Consider the following 15,587-nt stretch of genomic DNA (forward strand, 5'->3'; position numbering starts at 1 on the left):
GGTCACGACAGTGAGGTCGAAATCAGCCGATTGGCCGCCGTTTCAGCCATAGCGTCGGCAAGGCTCAGATCCCATTGCGACCGGCAATAGGCGCGGAAATCGAAGCAGGGTAGGCCGGGGCAGACCTCGAATTCGATCAGGTGGACCGTGTCGTCGGCCTCGACCCGCAGGTCGACGGAGAACACGTCGCGCAAGCCAAGTCCGTTGATCAGCTTGCTGGCGATCGCCCTGATCCTGACGTCGGCCTTCGGCTGCATATCGGCAACGGCGACGAGCTCCGGTTCGACATACTGTCCTGCCGCCTTCGCCGCTTCACCGGTTTCGCCGTAGAGCGCCATACTGTCGGCCATGGTCTGGAAATCGGCACCTGAATCGACAAAGGCCACGCCGAGCGCCTCGACACCCACTTGCGGCGTCAGCCCAAGGAAGCTGGCGCGCACGTTGCGGCCGGCGACATAGGGCTGGACGACGACATCGTCGCGATAGGTGGCGAAGACGCGCCGGCTAAGCTCCAGCGCATGGACGAGATCAGCCACGCGCGAATCCGGCCAGATGCCGATCTTGGCGCCGAGCCGGTTGGGCTTGACGAACCAGCCGCCGGCGGAAGCCGGCGGCTCGACCAGCCATCTGCCATCCCGGGCAAGGCCAGCCTGCGGCACTGGCAGGCCGAGCGCGCCGAGCACGGCGCCAGAGCGGAACTTGTCCTGGCAGAGCGCGAACAGTGAATCATCGGCGCCGATCGTCCTCAATCCCTTCAGCCGGGCCAGTGCGGGCGCGGCGCCGCCGCGGAAATAGGCAATGCCGTCGGACAGCGTCCAGACCAGCGTCTTCTCCGGATCCTCGCCTTCCAGTGCCTCGGCTACATCGTCGAGCGCCACCGGCGCAAAGGACAGGCCTCGCGCTTCACAGGCGGCGGCAAGCGCATCAAACTCAAGAGCAAGATCGGTCGACTGCGCCAGATAGGACGAGATTTCGGTGGCGCGCTGCTGAGGATAGCCGCCGGCGATCAGGCGATCGAAGCAAGCCTTTTCCGGCTCGTAGACAAGGATCAGCTTTGGCTTGCGGCTCGACATGAGGTGAACGCTTCCCGGCGGTGGTATCGCTTAACATCGCACGGCCGACGCAAACGGCTTTCGCGAAACCGACCCATGCCGGGCGCTTGGGTGACAGCGGCGCTCGGGATACGGGCCGCGACGATAGCCCCAGTATGCTCAGGCGATCTCTGTTCAGGCGATCAGCACGCGCGGTTCGAACCGGCCGTTGACGGGAATATCGAGCAGGAAGGTCATGCCCGCCTGCGGATCGAGCTGGCGCTGTTTCTCGTCCTTGCCCTTCCAGGCCGAGGTCACCGCCAGCCGGTCTGCCTTGGCGCCGACAAAGGCCGGGCAGGACGCCTGCGTCACCGGCATGGAAATTTCGCGCAGCAATGTGCCATCGGGCGAATAGGCCTTCACAGCCTTGCCGCCCCAGACAGCGTTCCACAGCACGCCGTCACGGTCGACGACGGAGCCGTCGACGTAGCCCTTCGAGGCGCGATGGTCGACAAAGACTTTCGACTCGCCAACCGGCAGGCCCGTCGCCGGATCGCAGGCGGTACGCATCAAAAGGCCGGTCTCGGTGTCGGTGTAATAGGCGATGGTGCCGTCCTGCGAAAAGCAGATCGAGTTCGACACGGTGATGCCAGTGTAGAGCGTGCGCAGCTCGCCCTTGAAGAACCAGTAGATCGAGCCCGCACCCTTGCTCTCGTCCTTGGCCATCGTGCCGACCCAGAAGGCACCGCAGGGATGGACGCGGGAATCATTCGAGCGGGTAATGGGATTGTCGGCCTCGATCGGTGTGTGCAGCGTCATCTTGCCGGTCGCGACGTCGCGGACAAAAAGCCCGGTCTCGGTGGCGATCAGCTGGCGATGATCGTCGATGATGGCGATGGCGCTCGCCATCTGGCCAAGCTCGTGGATCTTCAACGGACCGCCGTCCATGGCTTTTTCCAGAAGCTTGCCGTTGACGATGTCGAACCAGAACAGTGCATCGGTGGCGGGGTCGTAGCTAGGCCCTTCGCCAAGCTGGCAGATATGATCGGAAAAAACCGAAACCTCGCTCATCATGCGTCTCCGAACACTGCATCCCAGGCAGCGACAGCGACGTGCGCCCGCGCGGCCACATCATCGACGCTCATGCCGGGCTTGAACAAGCTGGAGCCAAGACCGAAAACCGTGACGCCCACCGCCTTGTAGCCGGCAAAGTCCTTTTCCGAAACGCCGCCGACCGCGCCGACCAGCGTCTGCGCCGGCAGCACCGCCCGGATTGCGGAAATGCCTGATGCACCGAGCGCGCTGGCCGGAAAGAATTTCAGCGCCGAGGCGCCGAGCCGGATCGCCTGGAACGCCTCTGTCGGCGTGAACACGCCGGGCATGGTGACCATGCCGTAATGCCTGGCGCGCGCCATCACTTCGCCATCGATGTTGGGGCTGACCAGGAGCCGCCCGCCAGCCTGGTGGAGACCGTCCACATCGGCCGCCGTCAGCACGGTGCCGGCGCCGACCAGGGCCGACTTCGGCAGCACCTGGACAATCCTGGCGATCGACGAGAATGGCTGGGGCGAGTTGAGCGGCACTTCGATCGCCTCGATGCCGGCATCGAACAGCGCCTGCCCCATGGCAATCGCTTCAGCCGGTTTCAGCCCGCGCAGGATGGCGACCAGCCCGCGCTTGAGTTTTGGAAAGGCTGCGGTCTCAGTCATGCCAAGGCTCCGGTTCTGGCGATCATGCCGTTTTCGCGCGCGGCCTCGATGAGCCCGACCCGCACCGCTTCATCGGCATCGACGGTGCGGAAGACAAGCCCTGCGAGGTCGAGTGCGGCGGAATAGAGAGAAGCGAGCGCGCCGGAAGCGATCAGCACCACCGGCGCGTCGCCGGCACCATAGCGGCGCTTCGCCGAGGCGATCTCGCCGCCGATCAAAAGCCCGGACAGGCAGGCCGCCGCATCCTCCGATTTCAGGTCCTGCAGAAGCCCGGCGGCGCGAATGGCAAACAGCTTCGACGTGACATCGCCGCCCTCGCCAAGCGCCCGTTCGCACCATTGCCGGAAGAATGGACTGTCGGCCGCGACCGGGGCCGGATGTTCGCCCAGCGAATGCTTGAGGATCGAATGCGCTGAAAGCACCGAAAAAAGTTCGCCGGTCGGCCATGTGCCGAAGCCGGCAACCGCGCCATCCTCGACCAGCACCCATTTCGAATGCGTGCCGGGCATGCAGGCGAGATGTCTCCCCTTTGCCGGCAAACCAGCGCCGGCAAGCTGAGTTTCCTCGCCGCGCATGACATCGGGCGCATCGGTCAGGCGCTGGGCGAGGCCCGGCACAATGCGGATGTCGCGTTTCTGATCAGCCACCCGGGCGGCACCACCGAGAATAGCACTGAGCGGCGCCGGCACGGTCACATAGGGCGCCTCGATCCAGCCCTGACGAGAGCCGGCCATGCCGCAGATGATGACGGGCAGCGCCTCCGGCGCGCCCATGGCGGCCAAATGGCCTTCCAGCACGTTCGAAAACCCTTTTTCGCGCGCGGTGATCAGGCCGTCATCGCCGCGACGTTCCGCAACCACCTTGCCGTTGCCGTCGATCAGCCATGCCCGCAGCCGGGTCGTGCCCCAATCGAGAGCCGCTACCGCCGGAGCGTTGCTGGCCGGGTTCACAGGAAACCTCCATCGACGATCAGCATCTGCGCCGTCAGCATGCGCGAGGCGTCCGAGGCCAGGAACAGCACCGTGCCGACCATGTCGTCCGGCCGCATGACCTCCTTGATGCACTGCTTGGCGACATGGGCCTCAAGCGCCCCTTCGGTGACCCAGCGTTCCTGCTGCCGCTCGGTGATCACCCAGCCGGGCGCGACGGCGTTGACGCGGATGCGGTCGGGCCCAAGCTTGCCGGCGAGACCCTTGGTCAGGCCGAGGATGCCCGCCTTGGCGGCAGTGTAGGCCGGCATGTCGGGATGGTTGATGAGGTAGGAGGTCGAGGTGAAGTTGATGATCGAGCCGCCGCCGGCCCGCTTCATGCCCGGCGCCACCGCCTGCGCGGTGAAGAAATGTGGTCGCAGGTTGATCGCCTGGTTGTTGTCCCAGAACTCCACGGTGACATCCTCGACGGCGTGGCGTTCGTCCCAGGCGGCATTGTTGATGAGCACGGTGACATCGCCATGCACTTCTGCCGCCTTGGCCGCCGAGGCGCGCAAGGCATCGATGTCGCGCAGGTCGGTCTTGAGGTAGAGCGGCCGCCGCTTGAAGTCTCTCTCGATGCGGTCGGCGAGCAGCGTGCTCGGGCCATCGGCGATGTCGATGAAGGCGACATTGGCGCCCTGGCGGACAAAACCCTCGGTCAGCGCCGCGCCGATCCCGGAACCGCCGCCGGTGATCAGCACCGAGGCCCCCTTGAGGTCGGCAAAATCCGCCGATGGCATCATATTGTTCTCTCCGCACTTAACCGGCGCGCATCCTAGCCAGAGAAGTCGCACGGGCAAGGGCGAAACGTCGGATTTGCCGGCATATGTCAGACAAAACGACAATGCGCCGCACCGGGCGCAAAGTCGCGATGGTGGACAGAAGTCGAGATCGCCGGTCAGATCGCCTTGGCGCGCAAGGCACCCCGGAAGGTATCGCGGAGATAGCCGAGCGTGGCGTCGGCATCGACCGGCTTGCCGAACAGATAACCCTGCCCGCCGGCGCAGCCGAACTGGACGAGGCGGTCGGCCTGCGCCTCCTCTTCGATGCCTTCGGCGACCACATCCATGCCCAACCCCTCGCACATGGCAAGGATGGCGCGGATGATGTGTTCGGACGGACGGTCATCGAGAATGGAGGAGACGAAGGCGCGGTCGATCTTGAGCTTGTCGAAATGGAATTCGCGCAGGCGCCCGAGCGAGGACTGGCCGGTGCCGAAATCGTCGAGCGAGACGCGGATGCCGACGCGGCGCAGGTCCTCGACGATCTGCGCGGCCGAGGCCGGGTCGTTCATCAGGCCGGTTTCGGTGATCTCGATCTCGAGGCGGCGCGGATCAAAGCCGGTGCGGTCGAGGATCGCCAGTATGTGCAGGCCGGTGTTCTGGTCGACGAGTTGCGAGGGCGACAGGTTGAAGGACAAGAACAGGTCCTTCGGCCAGCTTCGGGCCGCCTCGGTCGCCTTGCGCAGCACCAGCTGCGACAGCGGGCCGATGATGCCGCGCTCCTCGGCGATCGGAATGAAGACGGTGGGCGGCACGGCGCCGAGGTCGCGATCGGTCCAGCGCGCCAGCGTCTCGAAGCCGATGGTGCGGCGCGTGGTGAGGTCGACGATCGGCTGGAAATGCGGTTCCACCTCGCCGGCCGAGACGGCGCGGCGCAGTGCCTGCTCGATACGGGTGACGCGCTTGGCCGCCTCTTCCATCTCGCGTGTATAGACGACGACCCGGCCCCGGCCGGAACGCTTGGCGTGGTAGAGCGCCGTCTCTGCCTTGTTGACGAGGATCTCGGTGGTCTCGTCGCCGGAATAGAACAGCGAGCAGCCGACCGAGGCCGACAGCCTGGCGGTGCGCTCGCCGACATCGTAAGGCGCCGACAGGATCTCGATCAGCATGCGGGATTTTTCCGCCGCCGCCTCCTCCGAGAACACCAGCGGATAGAGGAAGGCGAATTCGTCCGCGCCGATGCGGCAGACCGTCGAATGGCCGTCCATCGAGGCGCGCAGCCGCATCGCGACCTGGATCAGGATATCGTCGCCGGCCTTGTGGCCGAACAGATCGTTGATCGGCTTGAAGCCGTCGAGGTCGAGAATGCCGACGGTAAAAGGCGCGGGATCGTCGGCACGATCGCTGATCAGGCGGTCGACCTTGTCGAAGAAGCGGCGATGGTTGCCAAGCCCGGTCAACGGATCTGTAAACGCCAGATCCGTGCTCTCCCTGTTTGCCTGACCGGTGCCAAACGAAGTTTGCATCGGTGTCCCTGTTTTTTGACGTCGGAATTTATTTCCGAGACTGGCAGCAAACCCTTTAGGAAACGTATCCCGAAAATCGATTTTTCGCGGCTAAATCATGATCCCGAAGAATGGTATCCGGTTTGCTGAAAAGGCTGGGCCCGGTTGACGTCAGATGCTCTGGGGATGCCCGCCGAAAACCTGCATCAAGCCTTTGTCTTACGCCGATATTCAGCCGCTGGACTTGACGTGATAGAGCTCGAGCGGGGCGCCGAGGGTCTCCGCCACCGGCTCCAGCCAGTCCGGCACGTTGCCGCGCATCAGCCCGGCGAGGAAGCCGTCCGGTGCCTTGGCCGCGAACAGCCGGCTTTCCGGGTTGCCGCGGCAGAGCGCGACAAGGCCGACATGGTGGCTTTCGACAATGGCTTTCGCGTCGCTGTCCGAACCCAGCAAGGCATCGAACACGAGCAGGTTTCCGGCGACGTTGCGATGGTAGGGTCCGGCGAACACGCGATGACCGGTGAAGGCGAGGATCGGCGAGCCAAGATTGGAGATGGCAAGGACCGTGGTGGGGGCCGTACCGGCCAGTGCGGTGAACGACGCTTTGCTGTTGCAGGGGGCATCGATGCCGGCATCGCTGGCGGGGGCACCGGTCTCGAAGGCATTCGATGCGGCTTGAGCGGCACCCGACCAGATTGCATTGACCGAAATCAGCCAGGCCGCGGCCATCCTCAGCACCGAGCCGCTGGACGGGCTGGTCTCGGCCCGCTGCCGCCATTTGGCGATCCAGGCCGAAAGCGGGATCACCGCAAAGGCGATCGAGAAGGTCGAGCCGCGCACTTCCCAGGCGCTGACCAGGACCGCCACCACCAGCAGCGCGCCGACGAGGCTGTCCTGCCGCCGCCAGCCGCCATGGCTGAAGCGAAGCCCCATCAGGATGATCGCCACCAATGGCGTGGCAAAGCGCGCCACCGCTCTTGCCGGATCGTCGGAGACAAGCTGGACAATCGACTGCGCCTCCTCGATATAGCCGAGCCACATCTGCTGCAGGCGCGGGTCGAGATGGGCATAGGGCGCCGCCAGGCATTGCGGGAACAGCAGCACAACGACGAGAGCGAGGGCTGCGGCAAGCGCGCCGAGCGAGATCACGCGCCGGGTGGTCGTTGCGTTGGCGGCTTTCCATGAAGTGATGATTGCCAGTCCGACGCCGGCCAGCCCGGTGACGGCGAACTGCACGACCGAGAATGTGTCGCACTGGGCCTGGCCCCAGGATGACACCGGGACGGTGGCGACGAAGACGACAGCCGAAACGCCGGCGACGCCGAGGCCGAAACCCTTGGCGATCAGCCTTTCGCTGTCCCCATTGCCGAGAAACAGCAAGGCAACGACGGCGCCGAGGGCGCCCGCATAAGGAGAGCTTTCCATGCCGATCGCGAGCGTCAGCGTGGCGCAGATGCCCGCGACAAAGGCAGCCCACCGGTGCGTGGGCGCCTCCAGCAACAGAACGAGGCTCGCCAGCGTCAGCATCAGCTGGATATTGTGATGATCGAGCGCACCGGGGAGAAAATCCCGATGTAATACAGGGCCGCGCTGCCAACAACGGCAGCGGGCAGCACGGCATGCGCGCCGGCGAATGCGCGCGCGGCGCGGATGATGAAAAAGATCGCAAGCCAGAATTGCAGGGCAGGCCAGAGTATCTGCACTATCTGTTCGGCCAGCGCGGTGCTGCCCGTCAGGGCCGATGCGGCAAGGATGCTCAACGCCAGCGGCGCGTCGAGCAGCCGCGACCAGTGCATGATGAAGCCGCCCTCCAGCCCCATCCGATACTGGTGCAGGTCGAACCAGCCCTGGCCGGCCAGGAGGTCGCGGACCTGGACCAGTTGCAGCAGGCTGTCATTGTCACCAGCCGGATTGACCAGTTGCGGGAACCCGGCATGAGCATTGAGCGCCAGCAGCAGCAAGGCGGCAAGCAACGCGAACGCGATATCGGACTTCCCTGTGGAAGTTCCCCTTGCTGTGCCCATCCCGATCGCCCTTGGCGGGAATGCCGGACCTTTTCAGGTCAATCGGCATTCATGAAGTCGTTCTAAACCTAGCCTTAACGGCTTCAATAAATAGTAAAACCGCCTGAACGGGGCCGGTTTCCGGCGTGCGACCTGTGGTCGACAAGGCATTCGGAGACGAAAATGCCGCAAGACATCAGACATGAACCCGTCATCGCCGTGCTTTTGCCTTGCTACAATGAGGAGCTGACCATCGCCGAGGTGGTGCGACGGTTCCGCGAGACGCTACCGGCGGCAACCATCTATGTCTATGACAACAATTCGAAGGATCTGACCGCGCTACGCGCCCGGGCGGCTGGCGCCATCGTGGTTCGCGAGCCGCGCCAGGGCAAGGGCAATGTGGTGCGGCGCATGTTCGCCGACATCGACGCCGACATCTATCTGATGGCCGATGGCGATGGCACCTATGCGCCCGAGGACGCGCCGCAGCTGATCAACACGCTTGTGACCGAACGCTCCGACATGGTGGTGGGCACCAGACGCGGCGTTACCGATGACGCCGGCCGGGCCGGCCATGCTTTCGGCAACCGCATCTTCAACAGCCTCTACAAATGGCTGTTCGGCAGCGATTTCACCGACATCTTCTCCGGCTACCGTGTCTTCACCCGGCGCTTCGTGAAGAGCTTTCCCGCCGTCTCCGGCGGCTTCGAGATCGAGACCGAAATGTCGGTGCACGCCTCGCAACTCAAATTGCCGGTCAGCGAAATCGCGCTCGACTATGGCCGCCGGCCGGAAGGCTCGTCGTCGAAACTGTCGACCTTCCGCGACGGCGCGAAAATCCTCTGGATGTTCGCCATGCTGATGAAGGAGACGCAGCCGCTGCGCTTCTTCGGTGCCTTTTCGCTGTTTTTCCTGACCTCCAGCCTGTTGCTGATGGCGCCGGTGCTGGTCGAGTTCGCCGAAACCGGGCTCGTGCCGCGCATGCCGACCTGGGTGCTGTCAGTCGGCCTGCTGCTCTTGTCGATGCTGGCGGCGGTGACCGGGCTCATCCTCGATTCCGTCTCGCGTGGCCGCGCCGAACAGAAGCGTATCTTTTACCTCTCCATGCCTTCGGGCCGAGTCGAGCGGCGTACTGGCGAAGTGGTGCAAAAGCCGCAGCCGGGCAAGACCCCGCGCGCGGCCTGAACGATGCAACGGCTCGTCCGCTTTGTCTTCGCCGGCGGCATTGGCTTCGTCACGGACGCGGCCGCACTCTGGCTGCTGCTGGCCGTCACGCCGCTGGGTCCGTTCGTCGCCCGCCTGCTTTCGATCGGCTTTGCGCTCTGCGTCACCTGGCAGATCAACCGGCATCTGACGTTCGCACCCTCGCGCCGTGGCCTAGCACAGGAAGGCGCCCGCTATGGCGGCGTCGGCATCGCCACCAGCGTCGTCAACTATCTCGTCTATTGCGCCATCCTGTTCGCACTGCCTGCAGCTCCACCGCTGGCCGCCCTTGCCGTCGCCTCGCTGGTCGCCATGACGCTTTCCTTCCTCGGTTACTCCAGGCTGGTCTTCGACCGTTAATGCATGTCTCCCAAAAGTGGCTTCCCGGTTTTGGGGCAACGACATGCATAGAAGGAAAGGCCTCTGGCCCGATTGGCAGAAGGCGCCGGGACCCTTATATCGCTCTCGTCGACTGCGCTGGGGACTTGCCATGAAGCTGAAAATCGCCGTCCAGATGGACCATATCTCCACCGTGTCGATCGCTGGCGACACCTCGTTCGCGCTGTCGCTGGAAGCGCAACGACGCGGCCATCAACTGTTCCACTACACGCCCGACCGGCTGTCGCTGCGCGACGGCAAGGTGTTTGCCCGCATCGAGGAAATGCAGGTGCGCGACGAGAAGGGCAACCATTATTCGCTGGGCGACAAGGTGCGCACCGACCTGTCGGAGATGGACGTGATCCTGCTGCGCCAGGATCCGCCCTTCGACATGAACTACATCACCACCACCCACATCCTCGAGCGCATCCACCCGAAAACACTGGTCGTCAACGACCCGGCGTGGGTGCGCAACAGCCCGGAAAAAATCTTCGTCACTGAATTTGCCGATTTGATGCCGGACACGCTGATCACCAAGGATCCGCTCGAGGTCGCCGCCTTCCGCAAGGAGTTCGGCGACATCATCGTCAAGCCGCTCTACGGCAATGGCGGCGCCGGCATCTTCCATTTGCACGAGGCCGACCGCAACCTTGCCTCGCTGCTCGAAATGTTCGGCCAGATGTTCCGCGAGCCCTATATCGTGCAGCGTTACCTCAAGGACGTGCGCAAGGGCGACAAGCGCATCATCCTGATCGACGGCGAGCCGGTCGGCGCCATCAACCGCGTGCCGGCCGAGCACGATTCCCGCTCCAACATGCATGTCGGCGGCCGCGCCGAGAAGACCGAGCTGACGGAGCGCGAGCGCGAGATCTGCGCCCGCATCGGACCGGCGCTGAAAGAACGCGGCTTCATCCTGGTCGGCATCGACGTCATCGGCGACTACATGACCGAGATCAACGTGACCTCGCCGACCGGCGTGCGCGAAGTCGCCCGTTTCGGCGGCGCCGACATCGCCAGCTTGTTCTGGGATTGCGTGGAGGAAAAGCGGCGGAAGTCGGCCGCGTAATGTGCTTTGTTACGGAGGACTTTGGTGGGTCCAGAGAAGCATCGAAAGATACTCTTTATCGAGTAAGACCGCTGAGCAAGCGGCTCATCACATCAAACTCTGTCCCGGAAGCGCCGAGGCCTCAGTTTCGGAGGAAGGAGGCCGATAAGTCTGGTCTGCAATTTTCGCTGTGGTGTTGCCCAGTCTTTCAGCAGAAAACCCGCATCGGAGTTCTTTTCCAGCAGTGCAAAAGCCGCGGAATGTCCGATCAGGTCGACCAAGGTCCTGCGCATTGAGTGGCGGGAGATCAAATGCTCCAGTCCCGGCGCCACTTCGCACCAACGATTGGCCAGTGCCCGCCGTATCGCCATTTCGGTATCGGGCGACATCCTGCCGAGGCCAACTCCGGCACCCAGGACGCGCCCGTCCGCCCAGCCATTGCCGCCGTGAAGCCGATAACTGCCAAGAGCCCGCCCAATCCTTACGGTTCCCCCGATCATATGGGCGGCACGAGCCATATAATCATCGGCACATATCCTTATTTCGCCCGGATCAGATGGACGCATGATTTCAAGCGGAGCTCGACGAAACATCATCCCCGATGTGGTTGACCAAAACCAACCCACGGTACCCCGATCAATAAATAACAATGTTGGGTCAGCTTCCGCATCGACATGCAGGTAGCCGCTCATTTTCGGAATCGATCGCGGGTCATTCAGGTGGAACACGGGATGACCGCCCGCAAGCAGGTTGCCGGCCGCATCGATCAACACCTCATCGGAGCTCGACATCGCCGCGATACGGGTGTGGCTGAAATGCGCTCTCGCATGGCATTCTATGAAGTCAGGATGCCAAGCATCGTCACCGTCAAGAAAGGAGATCAGAGGTCCGGCTGTCGCGTCAAGCCCGGTCATCATTGTTGCCAACTGCCCGCCATTTTGCGGCCGGGGCAGAAAGCGGAAACGGCTGTCGCCAAGCTGAGACAGACACTCTTCAATCCTTCGGCGGGAACCGTCGGTCGAAAAATCATCGACCACAACGCACTCGAACGCAGTGTACGTCTGCGCCGCTACGGATCGGATCGCTGTGTCGATGAATGCCTCTTGATTGAAACAGCCTACGCAAACGGATACGGTTGGTAGCGCGATGTGAGAGCCAGCCCCGCTTGGGAGGATGTTTTCTTTCAAGAGGTGCTTCTCCGTACACCAAATTTGATCGCCTGAGATATCCCGTCGATCAAATGGCGATGCTTTCTTTGCCAAATTTCTCTCTGCCGAAGCGAGTTTTCTTCCGTACTTATGATCGCAATTGCCGCATGTTGACTCTAAAGCACGGGTATCGCCCTCCTACCAGATTCGAGATTGTCAGAGCCATGCTGCGTCATGGCCGCAACCTCAGAAAAGGGCACCCTTCCGCGAAATCGCAACCTGCTCTTCAGGCAAGTTTGCTGTCGCACGATCCGTTCATATCCTATTCGGGAATGTCCGGTACTCCCCTCGGATTAGCAAGTCATATGCCTTTCCTTCCACGCAGCCACCGGGCCTGGTTTCTCATCTCGCCAACCTGGTCCATCGAAAACAGTTCCAGCGTCAAAACCATCAGGACCTATGCCGTTCTGCATAGACTTCGGAATCCCCGTCACTCGCTAATCTTCCTGTCCAACACGCAAGCCGAGGCTGATCTGTTGAATCAGTCCGGCGAGGCCGCCGTCCTGCACAACAAGACTTCAGTAACCTCCGAATACATATTCAGGCCTCTCGATGACGTCCCTGTAGAATTCGATGCAATCTACAATGCGCAACTGGCTCCGTGGAAGCGCCATGACTTGTCTCTTGGCATACCGCGTTGCGCATTTATCTTTTATCGAGATTCAAGCGAGTCCTCTACGAAGGAATCGGAGAGAGCAATAATAGATCGGCACAGGGAACTCGCGCCGCATCACGTCTTTATCAACGAGTTTGACGGCACGGGCAAGCCTGTCCGATTGGCACCGGCTCACGTGAACACGCATCTAAATCGTGCAGCCGTGGGAATTTGTCTCTCTGAAGTGGAGGGACCAATGTTCGCCAGCACAGAATATCTTCTCGCGGGGCTTCCCGTGGTCACGACGCCGAACCATGGTGGCCGAGACCTTTATCTGGATGACGATTATTCGCTTACAGTTTCACCCGATCCTCGATCCATCGCGGAGGCCGTCTTAGCGCTGAAGGAGCGACGAATTCCCCGGGCTTACATTCGTTCGCAAACTTTGAAACGAGTTGAACGAGACCGCGGGCGGTTCATAGATCTTGTAAATGAGATTTTTCTGGAAAGCGGCTCCTTGCACCGGATCGCCATGCCTTGGCCTTTCCGATATCCTGTCATGGAGTGGCTTCCACCCCAGATCGCAATCGATCGATCCCTTTCAGGTTCGGTCGATGCCTTCATAACCGCTTAGACGGCGACAGCCTCGGATTGCCGGAGGAACGGGTCGCCCTCCTGACGCGGTCGAGAGCAAGCGGAAGCAGCCGTTTTCATTTTGTCTTAACCATGTTCCGTTTTTGCAACCGACCTCAATCGAGCTGCAACTTAGGCGGTCGCATGTTCCGGTAATGTTCTTGATTTGATCAAGGAATTGTGATTGTCTTCACGGGTGGCCATTCCTGGCCAATCGCGTGGGTTGTGGCCCGGGGGCAAGAAATGGTGGCGCGGGTTCGCACGGTCGCTTTCCAGGGCATCGAGGCCGTGCCGGTCGACGTGCAGGTGATGATCGCGCCCGGCAAGGTCAACATGCATATTGTCGGCCTGGCCGACAAGGCGGTGGCCGAAAGCCGCGAGCGCGTTCAGGCAGCGCTCCACGCGTCCGGCCTGTCGATGCCGTCGAAGAAGGTCACCGTCAATCTGGCGCCCGCCGACCTGCCCAAGGAAGGCAGCCACTACGTGCCGCTGCGGCTTGGGCCTTATGGCTTTGCTGGATTAGCGCACCGGCAACTCACATCAAACTCACCAAAACGAAAGCCCGCCACCGTGAGGCAGCGGGCCAATAAGTTGCTGTGTGCTGATGCGCGCTTACGCAGCGCCGCCTTTTTCACCCGTTTCTGGCATCATCGAGGCGAGTAATTCCTGGAAGTCACCCGCTCGGATCTCGGCGAATTGCGTCCCTGTAAAATGAGCAATGACCTCAGCCTTTCGAGCGAGTTCCGTCATGTTTGTACAACGGTAAGCGCATAGAGCCGTGAACGTGTCAAAATCGGCCGCCGACCCCTCAGCCACCGCCTCCGTAGCCTGCCAGAGCCCAAATGCCACGCGGCGCGCGATTTCATCGCGTAGTACTTGCCGGAACGTGCGAAGGTCCTTTGCCTGCCCCGCCCGCAACACCGCCATTGCGCTAGCAGCAACCGCCGGATCAAGTTTTTCGATGGCCGCCAGCTTCCGGCGCTGCTCGTCATAGCGGCGAATGATATCGGCGCGTACATCATGGTGGAGGATATCGCGTTCGAAATCGGGCCGGAACGACTGAGCGCCGCCGATCGATAGTTCCACGAAAAGCTCTTTCTTATGCTGCGCGAAATAGGCTTCCTCCATTTTATAGCTTGTACCCAACGCGTCGTTGAAAGTTTCATAGGCAACGTGCCTCGCCTCGATCAGGCCTTCCAAATCACGCGACACACCAGCGCCCCCCGCGTCCCCTGCCCGCGTCTCCTGAGTTGCAGCGGCGGTAGCTAGTGCGGCTGCTGCAACCCCTGATGAAGAAAGAAGTGCACGACGATCAACATGCTGGTTCATGAAAGTCTCCGATGCGGAATTTGACACTGCTGGTTTTGAGCTAGCCCGAGCAGACCAACGCACCGGCAGTTTACGAAAGAAGGCCTTCAAACGTGTTTCCTGGGGACAACTGGGCATGCCTTCGGCGGCTGCCCGAACAGGTGTGTTCGGCATGATTGTTCTCCATAAGGTGTTAGCGATTTTCGCTATGGATAACCATATACGCTATTAACTAAAGCGCAAGCGTTATTCGATATGGCTAGCGTTTATCGCTAATAGGGGCTATTGGAGAAGAATGATGACCCCCGCTCAGTGCCGCGCTGCTCGTGCCCTTCTCAACTGGTCCCAGCAGAATGCCGCCGACGCTGCGAAAATTGGCAACGCGACTATTCGCAATTTCGAGGGGGGGCGTTCGACGCCGCAGAATGCGACACTTGACGTGCTTCAGCGTGCGTTCGAGACAGCCGGCGTGGAGCTCATCCCCGAGAATGGCGGCGGCGCCGGGGTGAGGTTGCGGAAATGAAGATGGTCGTGACTGCTGCACTGGTCACGGCCATGATACCAGCTTTCGGCTTTGCTGATGATTGGGTCTGTTCGACTAGATCAACTACCTCTGGGATGCCCGAGATCCAGAAGTTCGGTGTCCGGGGCGATCAGATCACGGACATGGCGGGCGAAAAGCTTTTCAAGGCGTGGGGAGTAGAAGCAGCACTTCCAGCATTCCAAGTTGTCAAAAATGACAAACTTGGCCTCATCGGAGTGTTCACCTATGGCAAGGACAGCGACTTGATGGCCCAAGTCATAATGATCAACAAGGTCACGGGGGCTCTGAAAATGCTCATGAGCTTCGCCTCAATCGACGCTAACGTCGATATCACCTCCGGTGTGTGCCAGCAGGACTAAGCGCCTCTCAGCGCTCCTTTGGTTTCGGCGTGATCTCCTCGATCCGCACCTTGTCGCCGATCTCTCGCGCCCAGGCGAGTGCTTTGGCCTTATCCTTGGTGGTAAGCACTGTGCGCCAATGCGGCGCCTCGTAGACGCTCACGACGTAGGTCGTTTCCGGCTCGTCGGTCATCTCTTCTCCAGGTCACCAAAAGCCCGCGCCGCTTGCGGGCAAGCGCGGGCCGATCGGAGGGCCGATCTTCGGCAGGGGTGTTGCTGAGACATCCCCTGCCGCAGCACAAACTTTTAGAGATCGCTAATGTTCCGTCAAGGTGCCGCAGGCGGTCGCACCGGTCCTGTGGGGTTCCACCGGATGAACCCGACTTCCTTGCCG

18 protein-coding genes and 1 pseudogene are annotated in these 15,587 nt (G+C 61.9%); 8 read left to right on the forward strand and 11 right to left on the reverse strand.

What is annotated here, in order from left to right:
• Nucleotides 1-2: 2 nt before the first annotated feature.
• The 8 genes from ACZYHG_RS06110 to ACZYHG_RS06145 form a co-directional block, all read right to left on the reverse strand.
• Nucleotides 3-1,073 (reverse strand): D-alanine--D-alanine ligase family protein, encoded by a 1,071-nt coding sequence (locus tag ACZYHG_RS06110; protein ID WP_464612989.1) that lies wholly within the window; start codon nucleotides 1,071-1,073, stop codon nucleotides 3-5.
• Between the two features lie 153 nt (nucleotides 1,074-1,226).
• Entirely contained in the window at nucleotides 1,227-2,102 is an 876-nt protein-coding gene (locus ACZYHG_RS06115) for an SMP-30/gluconolactonase/LRE family protein (RefSeq protein ID WP_464612990.1), read from the reverse strand.
• Nucleotides 2,102-2,740 (reverse strand): 2-dehydro-3-deoxy-6-phosphogalactonate aldolase, encoded by a 639-nt coding sequence (locus tag ACZYHG_RS06120; protein ID WP_464612991.1) that lies wholly within the window; start codon nucleotides 2,738-2,740, stop codon nucleotides 2,102-2,104. The genes ACZYHG_RS06115 and ACZYHG_RS06120 overlap by 1 nt, the downstream gene beginning before the upstream one ends.
• Nucleotides 2,737-3,690 (reverse strand): 2-dehydro-3-deoxygalactonokinase, encoded by a 954-nt coding sequence (locus ACZYHG_RS06125; RefSeq protein ID WP_464612992.1) that lies wholly within the window; start codon nucleotides 3,688-3,690, stop codon nucleotides 2,737-2,739. Before ACZYHG_RS06125 ends, ACZYHG_RS06120 begins: the two co-directional genes overlap by 4 nt.
• Nucleotides 3,687-4,454, reverse strand: a complete 768-nt coding sequence (locus ACZYHG_RS06130; protein WP_464612993.1) for an SDR family NAD(P)-dependent oxidoreductase — start codon at nucleotides 4,452-4,454, stop codon at nucleotides 3,687-3,689. Before ACZYHG_RS06130 ends, ACZYHG_RS06125 begins: the two co-directional genes overlap by 4 nt.
• Nucleotides 4,455-4,609: 155 nt before the next feature.
• Nucleotides 4,610-5,959: a putative bifunctional diguanylate cyclase/phosphodiesterase gene (locus ACZYHG_RS06135; protein ID WP_464612994.1), complete on the reverse strand. Its 1,350-nt coding sequence runs from the start codon at nucleotides 5,957-5,959 to the stop codon at nucleotides 4,610-4,612.
• Between the two features lie 210 nt (nucleotides 5,960-6,169).
• Complete coding sequence (locus ACZYHG_RS06140; protein ID WP_464612995.1) at nucleotides 6,170-7,465, reverse strand: GtrA family protein; 1,296 nt, start codon at nucleotides 7,463-7,465, stop codon at nucleotides 6,170-6,172.
• Nucleotides 7,465-7,962 (reverse strand): hypothetical protein, encoded by a 498-nt coding sequence (locus ACZYHG_RS06145; protein WP_464612996.1) that lies wholly within the window; start codon nucleotides 7,960-7,962, stop codon nucleotides 7,465-7,467. Before ACZYHG_RS06145 ends, ACZYHG_RS06140 begins: the two co-directional genes overlap by 1 nt.
• 162 nt (nucleotides 7,963-8,124) lie before the next feature.
• Here ACZYHG_RS06145 and ACZYHG_RS06150 point away from each other — a divergent pair, with 162 nt between their 5' ends.
• From ACZYHG_RS06150 to gshB, 3 genes are all read left to right on the forward strand, one after another.
• Nucleotides 8,125-9,126 (forward strand): glycosyltransferase, encoded by a 1,002-nt coding sequence (locus ACZYHG_RS06150; protein WP_464612997.1) that lies wholly within the window; start codon nucleotides 8,125-8,127, stop codon nucleotides 9,124-9,126.
• A 3-nt stretch (nucleotides 9,127-9,129) separates the two neighbouring features.
• Nucleotides 9,130-9,504 (forward strand): GtrA family protein, encoded by a 375-nt coding sequence (locus tag ACZYHG_RS06155; protein WP_464612998.1) that lies wholly within the window; start codon nucleotides 9,130-9,132, stop codon nucleotides 9,502-9,504.
• Between the two features lie 130 nt (nucleotides 9,505-9,634).
• Nucleotides 9,635-10,588, forward strand: coding sequence for a glutathione synthase (gene gshB / locus ACZYHG_RS06160; protein ID WP_464612999.1), 954 nt, complete (start codon nucleotides 9,635-9,637; stop codon nucleotides 10,586-10,588).
• A gap of 92 nt (nucleotides 10,589-10,680) precedes the next feature.
• Here the strand turns inward: gshB and ACZYHG_RS06165 are convergent, their stop codons facing one another.
• Nucleotides 10,681-11,754 (reverse strand): glycosyltransferase family 2 protein, encoded by a 1,074-nt coding sequence (locus ACZYHG_RS06165; RefSeq protein ID WP_464613000.1) that lies wholly within the window; start codon nucleotides 11,752-11,754, stop codon nucleotides 10,681-10,683.
• 53 nt (nucleotides 11,755-11,807) lie between these two features.
• Between ACZYHG_RS06165 and ACZYHG_RS06170 the strand changes: the two genes are divergently transcribed.
• Together ACZYHG_RS06170 and ACZYHG_RS06175 are read left to right on the forward strand one after the other, a co-directional pair.
• Nucleotides 11,808-13,004 carry a glycosyltransferase gene (locus ACZYHG_RS06170; protein WP_464613001.1) on the forward strand — a complete coding sequence of 399 codons (1,197 nt, stop codon included), beginning with the start codon at nucleotides 11,808-11,810 and terminating at the stop codon, nucleotides 13,002-13,004.
• A gap of 242 nt (nucleotides 13,005-13,246) precedes the next feature.
• Nucleotides 13,247-13,504 (forward strand): annotated as a pseudogene (locus ACZYHG_RS06175) (magnesium chelatase domain-containing protein); the annotation flags it as partial.
• A gap of 111 nt (nucleotides 13,505-13,615) precedes the next feature.
• Here ACZYHG_RS06175 and ACZYHG_RS06180 read toward each other — a convergent pair.
• The gene (locus tag ACZYHG_RS06180) at nucleotides 13,616-14,332 is read right to left on the reverse strand and encodes a hypothetical protein (RefSeq protein WP_464613002.1); all 717 of its coding nucleotides are present in this window, start codon (nucleotides 14,330-14,332) and stop codon (nucleotides 13,616-13,618) included.
• On the opposite strand from ACZYHG_RS06180, the gene ACZYHG_RS06185 reads away from it, so the two are divergent.
• From ACZYHG_RS06185 to ACZYHG_RS06195, 3 genes are all read left to right on the forward strand, one after another.
• Nucleotides 14,331-14,543 (forward strand): hypothetical protein, encoded by a 213-nt coding sequence (locus tag ACZYHG_RS06185; protein ID WP_464613003.1) that lies wholly within the window; start codon nucleotides 14,331-14,333, stop codon nucleotides 14,541-14,543. The genes ACZYHG_RS06180 and ACZYHG_RS06185 overlap by 2 nt on opposite strands.
• A gap of 63 nt (nucleotides 14,544-14,606) precedes the next feature.
• Nucleotides 14,607-14,834, forward strand: coding sequence for a helix-turn-helix domain-containing protein (locus ACZYHG_RS06190; protein ID WP_464613004.1), 228 nt, complete (start codon nucleotides 14,607-14,609; stop codon nucleotides 14,832-14,834).
• Complete coding sequence (locus tag ACZYHG_RS06195) at nucleotides 14,831-15,214, forward strand: hypothetical protein (protein ID WP_464613005.1); 384 nt, start codon at nucleotides 14,831-14,833, stop codon at nucleotides 15,212-15,214. The genes ACZYHG_RS06190 and ACZYHG_RS06195 overlap by 4 nt, the downstream gene beginning before the upstream one ends.
• Nucleotides 15,215-15,221: 7 nt before the next feature.
• Here the strand turns inward: ACZYHG_RS06195 and ACZYHG_RS06200 are convergent, their stop codons facing one another.
• Nucleotides 15,222-15,386, reverse strand: coding sequence for a hypothetical protein (locus ACZYHG_RS06200; RefSeq protein WP_464613006.1), 165 nt, complete (start codon nucleotides 15,384-15,386; stop codon nucleotides 15,222-15,224).
• Nucleotides 15,387-15,587: the final 201 nt, after the last annotated feature.

It is taken from the genome of Mesorhizobium subarcticum, assembly GCF_055456085.1.